The organism is Dolichospermum sp. LEGE 00240, assembly GCF_015207875.1.
In the GTDB taxonomy this organism is placed as follows: Bacteria; Cyanobacteriota; Cyanobacteriia; order Cyanobacteriales; family Nostocaceae; genus Dolichospermum; species Dolichospermum gracile.
Window position 1 is genome coordinate 42,337 of record NZ_JADEVZ010000019.1, and the last position, 18,322, is coordinate 60,658.

Here is an 18,322-nt window from a genome sequence, read left to right on the forward strand (position 1 = left end):
TTTATAATACCCCTCGCATTCCTAAACCCAGGATAATACCCAACCCAGGACGTTTAATTAAAGGATATTTTTCAGCATCCACCTCCAAAGACAAGGAAGTAATTGGATCTATTTGGGTGGTTGGTAAACTCAATCTTTGAGTAAAAAACTCGTCAATTTGTGGTATTCCTCCTCCTGGACCTGCTAAAAGAATCTGTGCAACTTCTAGATTTTCACTTTGATTGAGGTAAAAATCAATGGAACGGCGCAGTTCATCGGCTAATTCTCCCAAAACCCTCAACATAGAAGCCATGCCAGGATTACTACCTGTTACCCCAGAATTGATTCCATCTGGTGAGATTATGGGAATTGTCATGCTTTCTAATATATCCATATCCCGTGATGTGGGTAGGTTCATGGCTTTTGACAGTGCTGATTGTAGTTGATAAGTTCCAATTGGCACTGTTCGAGAAAATTGTGGCACACCATTGATGATGATGGCAATTTCTGTACTGTCAAATTCAATATCAACTAATACGGCTGCTTCTTCTGGGCCAAATAGCCGCAGTTGATCACGGATAGTGCGAATGAGGGCAAAACTGTTAATTTCTAAGATATCAACGGCTAATCCTGCCTGTTCAAAGGTATTCAAATAGGTCTGTGTGACATCTTTACGAGTCGCCACTAATAATACCTGTACTTTCTCGATGCCGTCTTCGTCTATAAAATGCCCAAGTTTTTGATAATCAACATCAGCTTCTTGGCGGTCATAGGGCAAATATAAGCAGGCTTCATTGTTAAGTACCATTTCTCGCAATTCTTGGTCATCTAATTCTGAGGGGACGGGAATTAAGCGAACGATCGCATCTCTTCCTGGAATACAAGTAGCCACCCGTGTAGCTTTGATTTTGCTTTGGGCGATCGCTTCTTGAATGATTTCGGACATTCCTGGAGAATCAGTAATTTTACCATCAATAAATATACCCTCTGGTACTGGTAAGGTTGTCAAAGATTCAATTTTTAAGTTTTGGCGTTGTTTGCGTAGTTGGACTACGTTCACCCGTTCCGGTGCTAGTTCAATCCCAATACCTTTATTGGATTTATCAAAGAAACTAGTAAAGGCTTTAACCACTGTTTTACCCGCTAGATTACAAAAATAAGGAGTCAGGAGTCAGGATGAAGAAAGAAAGAAGGAAGAAGAAAGAAGGAAGAAAATTACCCATTACCCATTACCCATTACCATAATTGATATATCCTTTGCTTACCAATACCTTGTCCATTTTTTGTAGGTCGGGTTAAGCGACAGCGCAACCCGACGCATTTGTTGGGTTATGGCTATCGCCACACTATGGCTAACGCCACGCTCCGCGGACGTGAACGTACCTCAACCCAACCTACAAATCAAGACTTTTTTCGATTTGGACAAGGTATTTTACCAAGATTAATTCTAAAAATACTACCACCTACGATGATGATTCGATTGCCAAAATTTAAACAACTGTTTTGTTTAGCATTACTAGGCTTCTTTACTAGCTGGATTGTTAGTTGTAGCATAAGTAATGTTAATAATAATCCCAAACCTGCGGCTGCTGGGGTTGCCACCATTGAGTTTTGGACAATGCAACTCCAACCGCAATTTACCGAGTATTTCCAAGGTCTGATTCAGACATTTGAATCACAAAACCCAAGTATCAAAGTTAAATGGGTAGATGTGCCTTGGTCGGCAATGGAGAACAAGATTCTAACAGCAGTCTCAGCAAAAACGCCACCAGATGTTGTTAACCTTAATCCTGACTTTGCGTCCCAATTAGCAGGTAAAAATGCTTGGTTAGATTTAGATGCTAAAGTTGCCAGTCAAGTCCGTTCTACCTATTTACCAAATATCTGGCAAGCAAGTAGCCTCAATGGTAAGAGTTTTGGGATTCCTTGGTATCTCACCACGCGACTAACTATTTATAACACCGATTTGTTAAAACAAGGGGGTATGACAAAACCTCCTGCCACTTACGCACAATTAGGGCAAGCAGCACAACAAATTAAGGATAAAACTGGTAAGTATGCAATATTTGCTACTTTTGTCCCCCAGGACTCTGGTGAGGTACTGGAATCTTTGGTACAAATGGGTGTCACCCTTGTTAATGCTGAAGGTAAAGCCGGTTTTAATACCCCGCAAGGAAAAGCTGCTTTTCAATATTGGGTAGATTTGTATAAAAAAGGTTTGTTACCCAAGGAGTCTTTAACTCAAGGGCATCGTCATGCTATAGATTTATACCAGTCTGGAGAAACAGCTTTTTTAGCTTCTGGTCCTGAATTTCTGAAAACTATTGCCAATAATGCTCCCAAGGTTGCCCAAGCTTCGGCAATCGCGCCACAAATTACGGGTGATACTGGTAAGAAAAATGTTGCCGTGATGAATATAGTTATTCCTCGTGATAGTAAATATCCTGATCAGGCTGTGAAGTTCGCTTTATTTGTTACAAATGATGAAAACCAATTAGCCTTTGCTAAAGCTGCTAATGTGCTACCTTCTACGGTTAAGGCTTTGTCTGATACTTATTTCCAGGAAGTTCCTATTAATGCTACGTGGGCGGAAAAAGGGCGGGTGATTAGTGCGGCACAATTAAAACAAGCGGAGATATTAACCCCCAAACTCAAAGATTCTAAACTTTTGCAAAAATCAATTTACGAAAATTTACAGGCGGCAATGTTAGGACAAAAGACTGTAGATAAAGCTGTGGAGGATGCGGCGCGGCAGTGGGATAATAGGTGATTGGGAGATACAGGGATATCCGGTAAGCGTAAAGCTCAGTGGCTATTTTGGGGATGATTTTGTCTGAATCAGGATATCAGGACTTTCAGGATTTTTAGGATTGACAGGATAAATTATTTGTGTGTGGTCTGCACAATTTCCCAGTCATAACAGAAGCATGGTGGAAACTGAGAATTAAGGCAAATACTTTTGTACCACTGTCCAACCGCTGAAGGATACCCAAGCAAATCCTAATAATAAGCAGAAATTACACCCAAGATGTAATGGTCTAGCCCAAGGTTTTATGGTACTAATTTGAGTGGCACTAAAGGCGGATACTAAAACTAAGATGACGACTATTAACCCAGCGATTAAATGTGGTGAATGTCCTAGTGAACCGAAGTGTCCTAATGTACCAACAATGCCAACGGCTAGGAGTAGTAATACTAGACTAACCATAGTTATGCCGATTATATAATGGAGCGATCGCACCTGCTGACGATACCAAGGTAAGAGAATACCGAAAGATTCTGGGTTTGTTCTGACCCGTAACATCCAAATACCAGTTATGGCTAAAAATAAATAGGCTAGTAAAGATAATCCCATTGACCAAGCGGCTATTTTCCATAACCATAGAAAGGAAGGTAGGTGCATAAAACAGTTCAGTTCCAGAAAGTTACTTATTGAGCTTAACAGGACTTCGGCTTTTTTTGTTTTTAGCCGTCCATGTTTTTGCCCCACTACAGAGATTACAAGTCAACATAAACGTAAATCAAAATTATGGCTGGTTCTAGAAATGATTGGTTTCCCACTTCTGTTTGGCATTTTTCCCTAGAAAATTATCAACAATTAAATCCTCCACTCTTAGAAACTATCTATGCGGAAGAACGTCGAGATAGTCAGGGTGAGAAGTGGTCAAATATACTAGGATGGCATAGTACAGATAGGTTGCATGAAAGGGATAGTTTTGACAACCTGATACAAATCATTAATCAAAATGTCTTAGAAGTTGCCACATTTTTACAATGGGACTTACAAAAGTTTAGTCTCAAAATTACAACTTGTTGGGGAATTATTAATCGTAAACTTGCCTCCAACTCTGTACATAATCATCCCAACTCAATTTTAAGTGGAGTTTATTATCTGAAAACTCCTGAAAATTGTGGTGGCATATTTTTCTCTGATCCGCGACCAGCTTCACAGATGATAGTACCACCTTCCATAGAGTTTAATCTCTGGACTTTCCCCAAAATCACTTATAAAGCTCGTGAAGGGACAATGTTAATATTTCCCAGTTGGCTGTTACATGGTGTGGAAATGAATATGAGTGATGAAGATCGGGTGTGTATTAGTTTTAATATTGGCATAGTACCGATCAATAGATAATCTTTTCTCTTTTCTTAATCTAAAATTAACTTCTAGAAAAATTTTTAATCAAGAAATAGCTAAATCATAGTGCCTTCTTAACCTCTGCGTGAGATTCTACTGGAAGGTAATATTCATATTCAGTAAATATAGGTTTTCCTAAATTTACCAAGCATTGATTCAGTAAGCATTACAAAGAAAACTGAGGGATTTTATGGCTAACACACCATTCGATACAACCCAACCGTCTCAAGTAAAAGGATTAAATGGTTACACCGTTGACCCTATTTTTACAGTTGGTGACAAAATTGGGAACTATGTTGCTCCCGGTATTCTTGACGGTATTGGCGCTTACTCACTCAACGACACAACCGTTCGTTTATTAGTTGTTAATGAGGTAGGGGCTGCTGATGGTTATAAGTACACCCTGAAAAACGGTACTCAACTCCCCGGTGCAAGAGTTAACTATTTTGATGTTGACAAGCGCACATTGCAAATCGTTGATGCTGGATTAGCCCATGACACCATTATCAACCGCAAAGGTGAAGTTGTTGATGCTGCTGCTGACTTAGAATTTGGTGGTATTCAACGTTTTTGTTCTGCTGCTTTGTTTGAAGCCAACCAGTTTGGTGCGGGTATTGGTTTAGCTGATCGTATTTTCTTCTCTGGTGAAGAAACCTATGGTGGGACACAATTTGCTTTAGATACCAAAACCAATGTCTTATATACTCTTCCTTGGTTTGGTCGGGCTGCATGGGAAAACGTCACTGAGTTGAACACAGGCCGCACTGACAAAGTTGCTTTTTTAATTGGTGATGATCGCGGACCTGCACCTCTGATTCTCTATATTGGTGACAAGAATGCCAAGAATGATGGTAGTTTCTTAGACCGGAATGGACTTGGACAAGGTAAGCTCTATGTTTGGGTTGCTGATGACCCCAGTAATGCTACTGATGCGATCGAAGCTGATCCTAGAGACTTCAAAGGTACAAACAACTCTACCGTTGGTAAGTTTGTAGAGATCAAATATTATGACCCTGCTCTTGCTAATACTGCTGTTGATGGACCAGACTCAGATACAAGCATTCAAAATGAACTTGGTTATGATGCTCAAGGCTTTGCCACCCAAGCACAGCAAGATAAATTAGCCGCAGATGTCAAAGCATTCTTGTTTTCTCGTCCTGAAGATTTATCTACTAATCCTAAAGACGGTACACAAGTAGTCCTAGCTTCCACAGGACGTGAAACTATATTTGATGGTGTAGATACCTATGGAACGACCTATAAAATTGATATTGACTTCAATAATATCAATACTGGTGACATCTCAGCCAAAATAGACATTCTCTTTGATGGTAACTTAACCAAAGATGCCAGTCTCCGTAACCCTGATAACCTTGACTGGGCTGATGATGGCAAAATCTACTTTAACGAAGATCGGGCAGCTACTGCAACTATTTTTGCGGGAACATCGAAGGAAGAAGCTTCCATTTGGAGAATTGATCCTTCAGTTGCTGATCCTTCCTCAACCCTGACCCGAATTGCACAAGTTGATCGCTCGGCTGTTCCTTCTGGTCAAACTGACTCTAGCCCCACTGATATCGGTAACTGGGAAACTTCAGGTATTCTAGACGTTTCCGATCTGTTTGGTAACGCTCCTGGTACACAGTTTGTGTTTGATGTCCAGGCGCATAGTATTCGTTCTGGCACAATCATTACTGCAACTGACATTGATGGTAATGGTGATGGAACTAAAACTAGACAAGAAAACCTGGTTGAAGGTGGTCAGTTATCTTTCTTGATTGCGCCTAATGCCAATTTGATTCAGGATACACAATTCCATGCTGGTACACCTAATGCCGAGATAATTGTAGCCAAACAAACTCCTGGCTTTGGTGGTATTAATGATGTCGTGTTTAGTGGTGCTGGTGATGATGAGATTGATAGTGCGGCTGCGGGCGCTCTTGCCAGCAATAACACTATTGACAGTGGTAGTGGCAATGATACCGTGTTTTTAGCCAATGGCGATCGCGCTTTTGGTAGTGATGGCAATGACACATTTTTCGGAGATGAAGCCAGTAATTTCCGTGCCTCTGGTGGCGCTGGTAATGATCTGTTCTTCCTGGGTAATGGTTCTAATGGTCGTGCCTTGGGTGGTGATGGTAATGATACCTTTGAAATCGGTCTTGGTGGCGGTCACACCCTATCTGGTGGTGCTGGCGCTGACCAATTCTGGATTGTTTTTGGTGAATTAACCAAAGCTACTAACACCATTCTAGATTTCCAAGTTGGTTCGGATGTGATTGGTATTAAGGGCGCTGCTAGTTTAGGTATCACTACAGCTAATCTAACTTTGACTCAAGTTGGTGCTGATACTGCGGTTATCTTTGGTGGTCAAACTTTAGCCACCTTAACTGGTATTCAAGCCAGCGCTTTGAGTGTAGCTAATCCTAATCAGTTTGTCCTAGTTTAATTAAAGCTGGGATTTCATAGTAATTACTGATAACTAAATACCTTGGCAGGACTTGATATTTTTCGAGGTTTTGCCAAGGTTTTTTATGATGGTAGGAGTTAGGAATCACAGAGTCAAATGGGAATTATTTGTAGGTGGATTGATTTGACTTGGGGATAGTTTTATAGCCACAATGGGTATTGCAGTTGCTACAATTAAAATGGCGATCGCTAAAATCACCGCAACAAGTTTACCTCCAGATGCGACTAACACTGTTATAATTTTCTCTGTTGTTTTGGCTGCAACTTCTGTTAATTCTACGGTTTCCGATTTAGTGAATTTATCAACTATCTTCTCCGCAGTGTCTAAAATTTTGGTGGTGTTGTTGGACTGGGTAGGAAGATTATTTTTTTCAGTGGATTGTTGAGACATGGCTTACACTCCTCAAGTGCGTGTTTTTTGTTTACGTCTCTATCATTTCACCTGGGATATATGATTAAGTGGGATTTGGGTAAATGTAGGATTTTGTGGGAAATCTCAAAAATTTGTAGGTAAATGTGGGATTTTGTGGGTTTTGTTGTAAAATATAGAACTTCAAGACAAAACCTACTCTACCAACTCAACCAGTGTAAGATGGAAGCGAAAGAAGCATTAGAATATATTAAAGAAATATTAAAAGAAAGAACAAGAGGATTAATTTCACTTAGTCCTATAGAATCAAAAGTTTTTGTACAGATTTGGGACGGCAAAACTTATAATGAAATGCCAGCTTTTATATTTAAAGCTAATGGAAAGCCATATTCATACGAATATTTGAAAGAAATAGGTACAGAACTAATTGATAAAATTAGAAATCGCCTAAATATCCAAGATATTAACAAGACTGAGTTTAAGGAAGAGATAGAAATATTTTTAAATAGAAATGTTAATAATCAACCCATACAAACACCTAATGTAAATCTTACAGATATAGGTAATTATAATACCCCCATACAAACTTCTAATGTAAATTTCACAAATACAGATAATCAAAATCCCTTTGTTCCCACAACAGGAAGAATAGAGAACCTAGAAAAGTTTCTTGGTAGAGACCAAGAAATAAAGCAAATATTTGAACTTCTCAATAGTGCCAGCAGCGTTGCCATTATTGGTGAACAAGGAATTGGTAAATCATCTTTATTATATGCAGTTTATCAACAATCAATCAATTTTTTAAAATCACTACGTCAAAATGTTTTTCTCGATATGAATAATATTCATAATCAAGAAGATTTTTATTTTGCTATCTGTGAAAAACTTGATATACCAGAGAACACAGGTTATAGATTTACTAGAAATTTAGAAGATAAAAGAGTATTATTAATTTTAGATAATGTTGGTAAATTGAATGGAGTAGGATTTACAAGAGATCTGAGAGATCATTTACGGGGTTTAGCTGAGGGTGAAAATGCTTGTTTAAAATTAGTTTTAGCCGCAAATGAATCTCTAAAAACATTATTTAATGATAGTTATGAAACATCTCCATTAGCCGATATTTGTCAACAAGTAGATATTCAACCTTGGAAGGAAAAAACTATCCGTGATTTTATTGCCAAGCGGTTACAACCAACCACAATTGATTTTACAGAAACAGATATTCAAGAACTTATTCAAGCAAGCGGTGGACACCCGCAAAAATTAACCCAGCTTTGTTATGATTTGTATAAAGAAAAAACTTTGTAGAGACGTTACATGGAACGTCTCTACATTCCAAAATCATACACGGATTAAGCAACACCAAAACCATATTATGACTACCAAATCACCCGTACCTCGTTTAGATTTAGCCCCTAAATTACGCCGTCCTCTCTCTTTATGGAATCCTTTAGATTACCTACTATTGCTGTGTTGGGTGTTTTATTTTCCCCAGGCTTTGCGGTGGTATGTTGATACCTTTGGCGGGGGTTATATTCCTACAAAAGAAATGAATTGGAATAAAGGACTGAAGGCATTACGGCAAAATCCTGTTCAACGTCAATTATTATTTCAAGGTGTTATTTTAAAAATAATTACACCCATATTGGTTTGTTTGTTTCTCCAAGCATTAGGCTTGTCTATTAACTGGCTAGGTCTAGCCATAGGTGTGGTGTTCGGTGTAGTATTTGGTGTGGTGTTCGGTATAGTATTTGGTGTGGCGTTCGGTGTGGTGTTCGGTGTAGTATTTGGTGTGGTGTTCGGTGTAGTATTTGGTGTGGCGTTCGGTGTAGTGCTAGGTGTGGCGAGAGGTCTGGCGAGTAATATACCAGAACCTAACATGAAAGGTGTAACGTTCATTGTGGTGCTAGGTGTGGCGTACATTGTGCCGTACATTGTGCCTCTCGGTGTGGCGGTACTTATGGCGCTAGGTGTGGCGGGAGGTGTGGCAGGAGGTATGGCGGAAGATGTAGCGGAAAATGTAGCGGAAGGTGTGGCGGAAGATGTAGCGGAAGATGTAGCGGAAGATGTAGCGGAAGGTGTGGAGTCCGTAAACAACATATACGCGTACATCGTTGTGGGACTTATAATCGCGGGACTTCTTTGGTACATTCTGATGCTACTTGTGATGCTACTTGCGGTGCTACTTGTGGCGCGACTTGTGGTGCTACTTGTGGGAATCTTACGCCTGGAAAATTGGTTATTTGGCTTACTGTTAAACTTGGGTTATTTCCGAAATAGCAGTTTTTTACTACCCAGAATTACTACTCTTCCTTTACCTTATTTAGATTCACGCTTAAAAAACTGGTTATTACAGGACTGGGAAAACGGTATACATAATGTTAATCAACTATTGGCGTATACCAGGCAATCTACTCCTGTAGTTGAGGCAGTAAATAAGGCACTGGACATAAAGCCAGAAGAAGAAATAATTTGGTCTATTTCTCAGTTAGCAGAAACTACCTATGATTGGAAATTAATATATTTTACATCTGCTGATTTAAGTAAAAAAACAAATACCCGCCTTGATACTCCCTCCCGTGCTGCTGCTGCTGGTTTTTGGTATCTGCATGAAAAACAACCCAATAAAGCCACAAAAGCATTTGCCGTTGTTCGTTCTCTTCTGTATGGGGAAGAAATGTATATTCTTGCTCAAAATTTAGCAGTATTTAACGATGTAAAAGATTTAGATTCTATTGCTAATCTAGAAATACCTACATTTCCCACATCAGGTTTATTACGTCCTACCACTTGGCAAACATTAGATAGATTTGTCAAAATAATTGAAGATATAAAAATCATTAACGGTAGTGTCTCCCGTGTATCTCGTTCTTCTGCTTTAAATCGCGCATTAGGCGAACTGACAACTATTTTAAATACAGCCGATACCCTACCCAAAGCAGAAAAAAAATTAATTATAGATATTGCTAACAACTGGCAACAGCAACTATTACAAATTGCTGGGGAAGTTGGGAAAGTTGTTATTGATAAACCTGTCAATAATCATTATGTTATCGGCGACCCTGTAATGGGTAATTTATTTATTGGGAGAGAAGATATCATCAGACAATTAGAAGAACTTTGGCTTAGAGGTATTCAACTCCAGTCTGTAGTCATTTATGGTCATAGACGCATGGGTAAAACTTCGATTTTACTCAATGCTGCTAACTCTTTAGATAATCAAGTAAAAGTCGTTTATGTGAATTTACTAAAATTAGGAGATGTCACCCAAGGAGTAGGTGAAGTATTAATGGCTATTAGTGATGAAATTTCCCAAGTTGTGAATATTGAACCTCCCAATGATGATGATTTATTAAAACTTCCCGAACGGACTTTTAACCGCTATTTTGAAAAAGTAATTAAAAATTTATCCGGTGGGTTAATTATTGCGATAGATGAATTTGAAAAAATTGAAGATTTAATTAAAGCCGGAAAAATTAGCCCAGATTTTATGGGTTTTTTGCGTAGTTTAGTACAAGCACATTCTCAAGTCGCTTTTGCTTTTGCTGGTTTGCATACCTTAGATGAAATGACAGCAGATTATTTTCAACCTTTTTTTGCGAGTGTTCTACCTATTCGCGTGGGTTTTTTAAGTCGTGGTGGAACAGGTGAAATTCTTGCTAACCCAGCTATTGAAGAATTTTTATTAGACTACACACCAGAAGCACTAGATAAAATTTATGATTTAACCTATGGACAACCTTATTTAGTGCAGTTGGTAGGTTTTCATTTAGTCCGACTATATAATGATTTTGTTTTTGAACAAGGAAAACCCCGCGAATCTGTTTTTACTGTGGAAGATGTGGAAGCAATTGTCAAAAAACCGGAGTTTTTCCAAAGAGGTAGTAATTACTTTAATGGTGTTTGGGGTCAAGCTGGGGAAAATAATGATAACACTCAACAAGTAATTTTAAGTCATCTGGCAAAACACACCGCAGGATTAACAATAAATGAATTAATTGAGTTGACGGGAATAGATGAAACTGATTTACAGAATGCTTTAGAAGTTTTGAAACGTCATGATGTCGTTGTAGAAAATCAGGGACGCTGGAGAATAATAGTAGAACTATTTCAGCGTTGGGTTGAAAAATCACATCCTTAAATTGAGTATTTCAATAACAATCTAAACTCAACGTGAGTGAGTTCGATAAAGCTTTCCCCAACCCCTCTCCGACGTGAAACTCAAACTAAATGCAATTCTGTTGTCTTAACCCAATAATTCATCTACTGCAATATTAAAACCTGTTAGTACAGTTTGAGTCCTCACTATTTCACCAGCAATAAACACAAGACGTTGATTTTTAGTAATTACCATAATCCACCGATTTTCAGGAAAAACTAACCAAATTTCCTCACTTCCTGATTGCAAATATTCTTGAGATTTAGCAATCATATCCTCTGCTAAATCTGTGGGAGAAATAATTTCTGCTACGAGGGGAAAACTTTGGGGTAAAACAGCAGGTTCACCAAACTGCTGTATCAATTCTGGCGTAATATAAGCAACATCAGGACGACGGCCTTGTTGATTTGTGCGACAGGGTGCTTCTGTATACACTTCTCCACCTTGACCACTAGAATCTTTGTAACTTCTCCAGTAAAAGTATAAATTACCCTGTATGCGGCTATGTTTCAGTGTCACTTCTTCTTTCTCCAATAATTCCCCATTTACCCATTCTGTACCCTCTGGGGAACTTTGCATCCAATCTTCTAGGGAATAATTTTTTAATACATCTTCTTTAATTGGTGTCATTACCATAATCATCTATTCTCCTTTTCAATACATATATTATTAATATTATGACTCAAATAGAATTTTTATACATTTTCTCAATCCAATCCTGTTCATCCTTTAATCCTGTACTTTTTGTAATTAGTATTTATGAATGCAAATTTAATAACCTGCAATTCTTATTTAAGCTGGAATGGTGCGTTACGCTGTCGCTAACACACCCTACTTTTGCTACTTTTGCTAAAAATCATTAAGTCAGATTTAAATACTATCAGGATCTACACCCAAAGCCTTTAACTTTTCTGCTAATAATTGAGCGCGTGCTTCGGCATTTTTGGTGCGTGCTTCGGCATTTTTAGCTCGTTCTTCTGCGGCTTTTGCGAGTTCATCACCGGTTAGTAAAATATTACCATTTTGATCACACCAACGCAACCAAGAATCATTTCTACCTTCAAATTCTCCAGTCCATAAAGTTACTCCTAAACCAATATCTTCTAACCAATTATTTGTAGTTTCTATATAACGTCTACCCTTGATAGAATAAATTCTGAGAATGTCTTCTCCTAAATTTTGATGTGGGTCATAGACAATATAGTAAGAAACTCGCATTTTTTCATAAATTTGCAACTTTTTATCTAGTTCTGCACCTTCTTGATTTGATACAATTTCAATGACAACTTCTGGTGATTTACCAAATTTCCAAACTAGATAACAACGATTTTGTTTTTCCCACCAGTTTTGCGGAGTTTGTACATCAAAACTAACAAATACATCAGGAACTATCGCAGGTTCACCATAAGTATGGTAAACACCAACATTAGCTGCTGCTAAAAAAATCTGATTTTGTAAAGAACTGTAAAGAGAACCGACTAAAAGGCGTTGTTGTTTTTCAGATGCGAGATTATCCACAGGTGTATCATCTTCAGTGACTAGCAGGTTGGCATCTGGTACATCACAATCATCAATTTCAGTTTTGATGAGAAGTTGGTCAATCATGATTGTATCCACTAGTTGAGGTATGGAAATTATAACACTTTACTTGAGATTTTAATAACAATCTAAACTCAAACTAAATCCTGGTAATATCTCTTCTCCTAATAATTCTGTAGGCAAATCTCGCAATTCCGCATCTTTTCCTAAACGATAAATTTCTATTTGTTGCTGTTGAGGATTTATTAACCATCCCAGTTTCACTCCTGCATCTATATATTCTTGCATTTTCTGACGCAGAGTTTTTAAATCATCTGTTGCTGACCTTAATTCAATGACAAAATCCGGTGCAATGGGGGGAAATTTGCGTTTTTGTTCGGGGGTGAGTGCTTCCCAGCGTTCTTTTTTAATCCAAGCTGCATCAGGGGAACGATCGCTACCATTGGGTAATTTAAATATAGTGGAAGAACTAAAGGTGTAACCGAGTCCTGTTTGACGATTCCAAATACCTAAATCAGTAATCAAATCAGCTTCTCTATTACCACTTTCTCCTCCTACTGGTGGCATAATAATTAATTCTCCGGTAGATGTGCGTTCAAATTTTAAATCGCTGTTTTTTTGACATAGTTGATAAAACTGTTCATCGGTAAAATTAACTGTGTTGAAGTTTAGTTTCAAAGGAGTGATAACCATACAAATAACCTGGTTAGTGATGGTGATAAATATATTATAGTATCAAAGGCACGGTTAATAGAAATTAGCCGCAATGTTTGATGATTGCGTCTGCAAATTCAGAACATTCTAATGTTTGTACAGGTGGTTCTATTAACTGCGCTAAGTCATAGGTAACTTGACCATTACTTTAAATCTATAGGTACAAAGCAGTTAGATAGATGGCGATCGCTCCCATCAAGGGACTAATTATACATATCAAAACTAGTACAATATCTGAACTTGATTCACTAGGAGGAGAATTTTGATTACTCAGCTATTCCAGTATTACGGACAAAGTTCTTTTTTTTAGCGTAAAGTCCGAAATATTACCCTTCCTGGATACTGTTGCTGATTAATTTTGGCATAGACTCGTAAACAGGTTAATACCTCGCCAGGATTGCCACCACAGTCTAACTGTAGGTCATCTTTAGAAAATTCACAAACATCAGCATATAGTCCTGATAATTGTTTGAGTCGGACTTCATTACCTGCTTTAACTGCTTTATCAGCGGCTTTTTTTAACAGATGCCGGGATTCTTTTTGTAATTTTCCCCACCAAGAATAACGTTCAGCAGGAGGGATAAATACTAAGGAATGAATGGCTTCATCCATGTCAATCCAAGCACATAAATTAAGAACTATGTCAGTATTTTCATCTATTTTTTGGATGCGGTGCAAGCGATCGCTTAAAGCATCAATATATTGATGACGTTGTTCCAATTTGGCAGATAAAGAAACCACATCAAAGCTAAAAACACTTTTTAAAGCATGATGTAAGTCTGGATCTATTTCTATAAACTTAATATATAAAAGTAAAAATCCGGCGATTAAATATAAATTATCGGCAAGATGAGTTTGGGAAATTTCTGAATTTATCAAAGCTGTTTGAGATAAACATAGTCCTTTAGCTTGAACTGTACCACTCAACCCCGGATAAATAATTTCATCACGTACAAATGGCAATTCATCCAGATTGATATTATCTACAACTGCACCTGCTTCCTGTGCTAATTCTAAAGCCTTATGTCGCCAAGATATCGCTACATCTTCAGGAACTCGCAATAGTTTCCTATGAATTTCGTTCCATATCTCTGCATCAGTTTGACCTTGAATATGAGAATTACCTAAATAAGAATTTAATTCTGAATTGTTATTGAAAATTTCTTTTAATTTTAATAATTTTAATTCATTTGTTAATTCAGGTTGTTTTAGATCCCCGACTTCTTGAAGAAGTCGGGGATCTGGGAATGGTACAGGTTCTAATAATTGATGAAGTTCTTGCAACAGTTCTTCGCATATCTGACATCCGGCATCAAATGGATATTCTTGATTTGCTTTTGTTAAAGTTGCAGCTAATCCATATAAATTAAACCGCAATATTTTGGCTAATTCTGAGTTTTCTATAGTTAATAGTTTATGTAGATTCTGCATAATTTTATCAGGATGAAAATAAAAGATTTTAGATCCCCGACTTCTTGAAGAAGTCGGGGATCTTGAACTTAATGAATACCGCAAAAAGGATCACGTTCTTTATCAACTTCATTGGGTTGTAATTCCAATTCAGCACGATAAACACATCCTTCTTGTTCAAGACATTCTTGATTATTAGATGTCCAATAAGGAACTGCCCCCGCGTGCATTCTTAATATGCCTGTATTATCAAGAGTTACATGATATTGACAGGGATAATCTGTGATAATATCCGGTTTACTGAGTGTACCAATCCGTAGCCATTTTTTAGTATTTGTCTCACTATCAGTTTGATAAATGTAGAAAGTATGTTGACCACTTTGGGGAAATGATGGCAAAGGTTTACTAATTAATCCTGTTCCTGGTTGCTTCACACCATCTTGTAAATAATGAAATATTTCCATTGATTTATTTTCATGATTATCAACGGCAAATACCAAATGATAAGCATGAGGTTGATCAACTGTGGCAGATTCTAAAACATTGACAGCAATATCACCATCATTTAAGTTGTGTTGGTGGTTTTCTACAGCGATATTCCACTTTAAATTACCATCAGTAAACAAGGCATTTTCAGTAGATTTAGATATGACTGAATTAATATCAATACCAACCACGTCTATTAAATAATGGGGATTACCTCGACATAGTAAAATACTAAATTGTAAAGCTTGGTCAATCTCAAATTGGACTTTGATTTTTTTGAGAAATTCCTGTTCTTCCATACCCAATTTATCCATCAATATTTTACCGTCGAAACTACCCCACAGACGAAAAGTTCCGTTTTCGTAATCTTGACGATGGATAATATTAGTTAATTGTATCCCCTGCCAAGGTGTCCGCACTTTAGCAACAGTGTCCCAGGGTGCAAGCTGATATAGTTCTTGTCCAGCACTAAAAATGGCTAAGGGGTCGTTACTTTGAGTTTTGCGTTTGAAGTTGCAAGGAAGATAATAAAACAGGTTTTTGACATCAATTTCTAATTGATTTGCACCTTTCCGTAATAAACTTTTAGATTCTTCAGGATCAAATCGAAAACGACGCAGTTTTTCGGCATAACAAGCACCTGCTGAGGTAGCAAGTTTAGTAAATTCTAAAACAAAAGTAATTCGTTCAGGATTCCAAACAAAATAAGGTGATTGACTAAATTCTTCGTAAATTTGTTGTTGCACAAGATCAAGACTACAAGTTTTTCCAGAAAGAATTAACCAATCTACTTTTTGATTAGATTCTGAACTAAGACGGCTTTCTATTAAACCTTTCGCAATCCCAATTGCTTCTTTAATTGACGAAGCTGCTGCCCGTTCAAATTGCTGGTGATCTAAAGTTAAATAAATAGATTCAGAACTTCTCACTTGAAATTTAATGGCACTTTGGGCAAGCAGTTCACTAATTTGTTGTTCATTTAAAGTGAAAGTTAATAAAGAACCATCTGTGGTTGTTTTTTGTCCTAATTTGAGTTTGGCGGCTTCCGCATGATCCCACAATGTGTAAAATGTTTGCAGGCGTTGGGGTGCTTGTTGCCAACGAGTTGGTAAGACCTTTTCAGCAGTGTCTAGGGCATCTTTAAAAGCAACGTCACCTTCAGGATTTTCTTTATCTATACATTTTAGCAAACTACCAGTTTTAAATTTCCCATCTTCTAAAAAACGGTCGTTTAATTCGGAGTTAATTAAGTCTTCTAATTTATCGCTTTCGATATCACCTGTAGTGACTGCGGTGAGAAGAAAATCAGAAATAGCGACTTTTAACAAGCGGAAAATTCGTAAAGTAATTAATTCACCACCTAATTGTAAATGTCCCGAAGAACCTAATAATTTTGGAGTCAGTTTGTAGTAACGTCCTCCTAAACCTCGATCTTCATGATCTGCAAAGAAAGGGGTGTTATCTTCTAAAGTTAGTTCAATTAAAGCTAAGTCAGTTGTTCCCCCACCAATATCTAAAACCAGGACATTTTGTGACCATTTATTCCCATTTTGACGACAGCGAGTTTTAAAAGATTCAATGCCAATATTCAGATTTCCGCCAAATTCTCGCCACAGGAAAAAGATAGCGACAGACACAGCTTCATCATAGGCAGTTTGGACATCATCAATGCCTAATTCCTGTACCAATTGCTTGATTTCTTTGCGAACTACGGGAGGGGCAACGGTGGGATAGGTAACAACTGCTGTTAAAAAATCGCCTTCCGAAAATCTGCGTCTAGCCCGTTGGCGATAATCTTCTGTTAATTCAATTAATTGCGCCCAAGCTGCTTGAATGAGGCGATTAACTTGAATGTTTTCTTCATCTTCTTCTAAGATAATGGGGAAAGATCGATCTTGTCCAAAATAGCGTTTGGGTGAATGGTGAAATCTGCTAATAATTTCTTTAACTGCAACAGTTGTGCCTTGGGCTATGGCTTTCTTTCTATTATCTCTTGCGTCTCTACCCATGCGTAGTTTTAAGGGGATTAATTGCGATACTTCCATTTCACTGGGAATTTCTGTACTGCGCCGGTCAATATCTAAAACTACAGGAATTAAATTTTGTGATTCTAATGTGGGAACACGAAAAACTTCATGATATATCGCATAAAGTTTTTTACTAACAGCCCGCCGAAATCTATCACTCGTTCCTAGACATAATTCAATTTGCCGAATTGCTTCTAAAAATAATTCTTTGTTATCGCTTTCAAAAATTTCACTTAATTGATCTGATTCTATTTCTAAGCTTTTGCTAATGTCAACTAGGAATTTTTCCCACTCACCACTACTAACATCTGGTAAGGCTAAATCTGGGGAGGAATTAAACCATTCCGCCATACGTTCTCTCAATCTCAGTTCTTGTTCTCTGGGTAAAACTTCGGCAATGGGAACTTCTATGGGGTCAAAAAGTGTCACTGTAGAATTGGAAGTACCAAAATCTAAAGCTAACCAACCAGGAAATCTTTTTCTTTGTTTTTCGTTGAGTTTTTCACTGAGTTGTTGACTTAAATTATGCAAATAGTGATCAAATTGTGAAGTATTCATGGGGGGATGATTTTTTGTAGATGAACTTGATGATGTTTGTAAATTGGGTATAAACCAAAGATCACATTCAGCACATACATGATTAGATATGGACAAATTTGGTTTTCCCGCAGCGTCAGAATCAAAATATTCGACAATTACCTTTAAGGTACAATCAACTATTGTGATTAAAGGTGCATCTAACTGACAGGAGTTTTGTCCTAGTTGAGAAATATTATAAATTTGTTTGGGTGTATCTGAGTGAAATTGTTTATAGCTGCTTTGAATTTTTGCTGCTAATTCATTTGGTGTACCTCTGACTATGCAAGTAATCCGAGAAATGTGGGGAATGTTGCTTTTAATAGGGACAATTTGGATGGTGGGTAGATGCAACTGTGTGTTTTCTTTCACACCTAATTTAAAGCTAGGTAGAAGCTGAATTTCCACAGGCATTTTTGATGTTCCTTTTTTTGTTTGTTAATAATTCATTG

Annotated in this window: 13 protein-coding genes; 5 read left to right on the top strand and 8 right to left on the bottom strand. The window is 37.6% G+C overall.

The features are described from left to right. Position 1: 1 nt before the first annotated feature. Positions 2-1,111, bottom strand: coding sequence for a type IV pilus biogenesis protein PilM (gene pilM, locus IQ226_RS08740; protein WP_193894577.1), 1,110 nt, complete (start codon positions 1,109-1,111; stop codon positions 2-4). 339 nt (positions 1,112-1,450) lie between these two features. On the opposite strand from pilM, the gene IQ226_RS08745 reads away from it, so the two are divergent. Continuing rightward, the gene (locus tag IQ226_RS08745; protein WP_193894623.1) at positions 1,451-2,749 is read left to right on the top strand and encodes a sugar ABC transporter substrate-binding protein; all 1,299 of its coding nucleotides are present in this window, start codon (positions 1,451-1,453) and stop codon (positions 2,747-2,749) included. Between the two features lie 174 nt (positions 2,750-2,923). On the opposite strand, the gene IQ226_RS08750 is transcribed toward IQ226_RS08745, so the two are convergent. Further along, complete coding sequence (locus IQ226_RS08750) at positions 2,924-3,382, bottom strand: DUF4079 domain-containing protein (RefSeq protein ID WP_193894579.1); 459 nt, start codon at positions 3,380-3,382, stop codon at positions 2,924-2,926. Between the two features lie 126 nt (positions 3,383-3,508). Here IQ226_RS08750 and IQ226_RS08755 point away from each other — a divergent pair, with 126 nt between their 5' ends. Further along, entirely contained in the window at positions 3,509-4,114 is a 606-nt protein-coding gene (locus tag IQ226_RS08755; RefSeq protein WP_027401426.1) for a TIGR02466 family protein, read from the top strand. A gap of 193 nt (positions 4,115-4,307) precedes the next feature. Next, on the top strand, positions 4,308-6,566 hold the full coding sequence (locus tag IQ226_RS08760; RefSeq protein ID WP_193894581.1) for a DUF839 domain-containing protein: 2,259 nt from the start codon (positions 4,308-4,310) through the stop codon (positions 6,564-6,566). Between the two features lie 105 nt (positions 6,567-6,671). Here IQ226_RS08760 and IQ226_RS08765 read toward each other — a convergent pair whose 3' ends face one another. Continuing rightward, a complete protein-coding gene (locus IQ226_RS08765) occupies positions 6,672-6,977 on the bottom strand; it encodes a hypothetical protein (protein ID WP_193894583.1) in 306 nt (101 codons plus the stop codon). Between the two features lie 123 nt (positions 6,978-7,100). Between IQ226_RS08765 and IQ226_RS08770 the strand changes: the two genes are divergently transcribed. Continuing rightward, entirely contained in the window at positions 7,101-8,267 is a 1,167-nt protein-coding gene (locus IQ226_RS08770) for an ATP-binding protein (RefSeq protein WP_193894585.1), read from the top strand. 67 nt (positions 8,268-8,334) lie between these two features. Next, on the top strand, positions 8,335-11,100 hold the full coding sequence (locus tag IQ226_RS08775; RefSeq protein WP_193894587.1) for an ATP-binding protein: 2,766 nt from the start codon (positions 8,335-8,337) through the stop codon (positions 11,098-11,100). A gap of 105 nt (positions 11,101-11,205) precedes the next feature. Here IQ226_RS08775 and IQ226_RS08780 read toward each other — a convergent pair whose 3' ends face one another. The 5 genes from IQ226_RS08780 to IQ226_RS08800 all read right to left on the bottom strand — a co-directional run bounded on the left by IQ226_RS08780 (position 11,206) and on the right by IQ226_RS08800 (position 18,284). After that, positions 11,206-11,760, bottom strand: a complete 555-nt coding sequence (locus IQ226_RS08780) for a Uma2 family endonuclease (protein ID WP_228039327.1) — start codon at positions 11,758-11,760, stop codon at positions 11,206-11,208. A 228-nt stretch (positions 11,761-11,988) separates the two neighbouring features. Further along, positions 11,989-12,723 carry a Uma2 family endonuclease gene (locus IQ226_RS08785; RefSeq protein ID WP_193894589.1) on the bottom strand — a complete coding sequence of 245 codons (735 nt, stop codon included), beginning with the start codon at positions 12,721-12,723 and terminating at the stop codon, positions 11,989-11,991. Positions 12,724-12,774: 51 nt separating this feature from the next. Beyond that, a complete protein-coding gene (locus IQ226_RS08790; protein ID WP_193894591.1) occupies positions 12,775-13,350 on the bottom strand; it encodes a Uma2 family endonuclease in 576 nt (191 codons plus the stop codon). A 327-nt stretch (positions 13,351-13,677) separates the two neighbouring features. Next, on the bottom strand, positions 13,678-14,802 hold the full coding sequence (locus tag IQ226_RS08795; RefSeq protein WP_193894593.1) for a hypothetical protein: 1,125 nt from the start codon (positions 14,800-14,802) through the stop codon (positions 13,678-13,680). Between the two features lie 68 nt (positions 14,803-14,870). After that, positions 14,871-18,284, bottom strand: coding sequence for a virulence factor SrfB (locus tag IQ226_RS08800; protein WP_193894595.1), 3,414 nt, complete (start codon positions 18,282-18,284; stop codon positions 14,871-14,873). Positions 18,285-18,322 lie beyond the last annotated feature (38 nt).

Excerpts from the sequence above, each read along its gene's own strand:
- IQ226_RS08790 (WP_193894591.1), bottom strand. The coding sequence starts at position 13,350 with ATGGTTATCACTCCTTTGAAACTAAACTTCAACACAGTTAATTTTACC.
- IQ226_RS08780 (WP_228039327.1), bottom strand. The coding sequence starts at position 11,760 with ATGATTATGGTAATGACACCAATTAAAGAAGATGTATTAAAAAATTAT.
- IQ226_RS08775 (WP_193894587.1), top strand. The coding sequence starts at position 8,335 with ATGACTACCAAATCACCCGTACCTCGTTTAGATTTAGCCCCTAAATTA.
- IQ226_RS08795 (WP_193894593.1), bottom strand. The coding sequence starts at position 14,802 with ATGCAGAATCTACATAAACTATTAACTATAGAAAACTCAGAATTAGCC.
- IQ226_RS08750 (WP_193894579.1), bottom strand. The coding sequence starts at position 3,382 with ATGCACCTACCTTCCTTTCTATGGTTATGGAAAATAGCCGCTTGGTCA.
- IQ226_RS08755 (WP_027401426.1), top strand. The coding sequence starts at position 3,509 with ATGGCTGGTTCTAGAAATGATTGGTTTCCCACTTCTGTTTGGCATTTT.
- IQ226_RS08745 (WP_193894623.1), top strand. The coding sequence starts at position 1,451 with ATGATTCGATTGCCAAAATTTAAACAACTGTTTTGTTTAGCATTACTA.
- IQ226_RS08770 (WP_193894585.1), top strand. The coding sequence starts at position 7,101 with ATGTGGGATTTTGTGGGTTTTGTTGTAAAATATAGAACTTCAAGACAA.
- IQ226_RS08800 (WP_193894595.1), bottom strand. The coding sequence starts at position 18,284 with ATGCCTGTGGAAATTCAGCTTCTACCTAGCTTTAAATTAGGTGTGAAA.
- IQ226_RS08765 (WP_193894583.1), bottom strand. The coding sequence starts at position 6,977 with ATGTCTCAACAATCCACTGAAAAAAATAATCTTCCTACCCAGTCCAAC.
- IQ226_RS08785 (WP_193894589.1), bottom strand. The coding sequence starts at position 12,723 with ATGATTGACCAACTTCTCATCAAAACTGAAATTGATGATTGTGATGTA.
- IQ226_RS08760 (WP_193894581.1), top strand. The coding sequence starts at position 4,308 with ATGGCTAACACACCATTCGATACAACCCAACCGTCTCAAGTAAAAGGA.